Origin of the sequence: Caldibacillus sp. 210928-DFI.2.18, from assembly GCF_020554505.1 — a bacterium.
Taxonomy (GTDB): Bacteria; Bacillota; Bacilli; order Bacillales; family Caldibacillaceae; genus Caldifermentibacillus; species Caldifermentibacillus hisashii.
On sequence record NZ_JAJCHL010000165.1, the window covers coordinates 1 to 2,593 of the forward strand.

General features: G+C 37.9%; 2 protein-coding genes. Both read right to left on the minus strand.

Annotated elements, in window-relative coordinates; genetic code table 11:
* Positions 1-460: 460 nt before the first annotated feature.
* Entirely contained in the window at positions 461-1,480 is a 1,020-nt protein-coding gene (gene spoIID, locus LIZ98_RS17235; RefSeq protein WP_041844937.1) for a stage II sporulation protein D, read from the minus strand.
* A gap of 444 nt (positions 1,481-1,924) precedes the next feature.
* The gene (locus tag LIZ98_RS17240) at positions 1,925-2,065 is read right to left on the minus strand and encodes a YpzI family protein (protein ID WP_227140377.1); all 141 of its coding nucleotides are present in this window, start codon (positions 2,063-2,065) and stop codon (positions 1,925-1,927) included.
* Positions 2,066-2,593 lie beyond the last annotated feature (528 nt).

Genomic DNA, 2,593 nt, shown 5'->3' on the forward strand with positions numbered 1-2,593 from the left:
CCGTTCTATTGGACAATTTTTACTAATTGAACCCTTTTTTTGTCCATGAAAGCCGTTCTATTGGACAGTTTTTGCTGATTGACTCCTCATTTTGTCCATGAAAGCCGTTCTATTGGACAATTTTTGCTGATTGACTCCCCATTTTGTCCATGAGAGCCCTTCTATTGGACAGTTTTTGCTGATTGACTCCTCATTTTGTCCACGAGAGCTCGGCTATTGGACTATTTTTACTGATTGGTTTCTTACTTTGTCCATAAGAAACTTTTGATTCACTAATATTTGCACTGGTGTTCGTGGAATCCCCCACTTCAAGTTATAGACTAAGTTCTGGATAATTCATGAAACTAATCAGTCCTTGAAAGCAGGGGCCCATTTTAACAACTTTCTCAGCTATTTTTGCCTTTAGCAGGCGATTCTCCTTTTCAGACCAAAACCACAACAACCTTTTTTGAATAGTCCCTTATTTCTTAGCCACATATTGTTCTAAAAATGCATTTGCCTCGCTGATAGAGACACCTTTGTAGTAATATTTTACAATTTCTTCAAAGGTTTTCCCTTCTTTTGCCATTCCATTTGCCCCATATTGGCTCATCCCAATGCCATGTCCAAAACCTTTCGTTGTAATCACAACCTGATCGTCTTCTAATTTCCATGAAAAATCAGTGGAACGTAAGCCGAGTTTTTCCCGGATATCTCTTCCGGTAAATTCCTTGTCACCAATTTTTACTTTTTCAACCCGATGACTAGTTGTTCTCGATACGATTTCTCCAATATTCGAGGAACTTACTTTCACACCAAGTTTTGATTCAAATTCACTGATCGGCATCTTGACTTGATCGGTAAATTTCGGTGATTCCACATCCCATGGACTTTCGACACTAATTAAATATGGAATTGGGTTGGTCCAATAGTCTTCCGCATTTTCGGTATAACCGTTACTTGTAGAAAAATAAGATGCGGTTATTGGTGTATTATCATAGACAAGGATTTGCCCTCTTGTTTCATATACGGCCTTTCTAATTTTATTGATATTTTTACTATAATCAACACCCCAAATTTCTTTCAATTCGTCTTCATTTTTATAAACTTGGTGGGTTGTGGTATCACTAACATCTCCACCTTTTAAAATCCCTACCTGCTTATCAGTCATTAGCTGTTTTACAATATAGGTACGAGCTGTTAAACTTTGTGCTTTCAATGCTTCTTCTTCAAATTCAGCAGGCATTTCCGCACCAACGACACCAACAATATATTTCTCTAGCGGTACAGTTTCGACTTCATCCTTTTTTGTCCGATAAACAGCAACATTGATCGCTGAAGCTTCCTCCAATAATTTTTCCCAATTGGGTTCAGACTGCTGCTTAGCTACTGTCTTCTCCGTTGTATCTGCTGAGAAGGGGAGAACAAGTATAGTGGGGATGATTAATATAACCACAGTAACAAAAAGGCTGAAAATAATAATTGGTTTAACTTTTTTCATAACTTTAGCCTCCCGTATATAAAAATTCTTACCTTATATACATATGGGAAGAGCAAATGAATTATACCAATCTATTAAAAAATATCTTTAATTGGTAACTTACTTTTATGCTTAATATGGTATTTAAAAGATGCTAGGGAAAATTGTTTTGCAAGGTGGTAACGATTGTACCTTGAGTCATAGAGGAGGCTGTTTCTATCATGATAGTTTACTGCGTTTATTAATAATCGGGATCTGTTTTTATAAAGACGGTTCGGTATATAAAAATTAAAATAGATAGGGACAATACTGTGGTTGTATCTACTCAGAGATTATAGCGAAGGGTATTAATAGAAAGGCGAATGTTACTATCATATATTTTAAAAGTTTTTTTTATCTATGTATCGATAGAAGGGCCTAAATGGCAGGAAAAATCCCCCTGGTTTTGGACCCTTCTTTTTTCATTTAGCGCTTGTTGTCGTTTAATTTTCTTGCTTCTTCCGGGCTTGACACTTTTGTTGCTCCAGGGTATTTAAGAGATTGGTCCCGATCAGATTCAACCTGACCACTAGCTCGAAGTTTACCTTCTTGACGATCCTTTCCCATTTAAAGCACCTCCTATTTCTAACATGAGATAACTTGGTGGTAATTATGCATGAATCTCTTCTAAAAATGAGGATGAGATGTGCCTTTTTAGAAAAAATTGGGATACCGTGTCTAGAAAGTGTCATTTTGAATGTGGGTCATTGCCAAAATTGAGCATTTCTGAACTAAAAATGGTGACGAGAACGAGGCTCGTCGTCAAATATTTGCGTTTTTTAACTGAGAACGGTGACGAGAACCGCCCTCGTCGCCAAAATTGAGCGCTTTTCAACTAAAAATGGTGACGAGATTGGCTCTCGTCGCCAAATTTGGGCGTTTCTCAACTAAAAATGGTGACGAGATTGGCTCTCGTCGCCAAATTTGGGCGTTTTTCAACCAAAAATGGTGACGAGAACGGCCCTCGTCGCCAAAATCGGGCGTTTCTCAATTAGAAATGGTGACGAGATTGGCTTTCGTCGCCAAATTTGGGCGTTTTTCAACTAAAAATGGTGACGAGATTGGCTCTCGTCGCCAAATTTGGGCGTTTTTCAA

Excerpts from the sequence above, each read along its gene's own strand:
- LIZ98_RS17240 (WP_227140377.1), bottom strand. The coding sequence starts at position 2,065 with ATGGGAAAGGATCGTCAAGAAGGTAAACTTCGAGCTAGTGGTCAGGTT.
- spoIID (WP_041844937.1), bottom strand. The coding sequence starts at position 1,480 with ATGAAAAAAGTTAAACCAATTATTATTTTCAGCCTTTTTGTTACTGTG.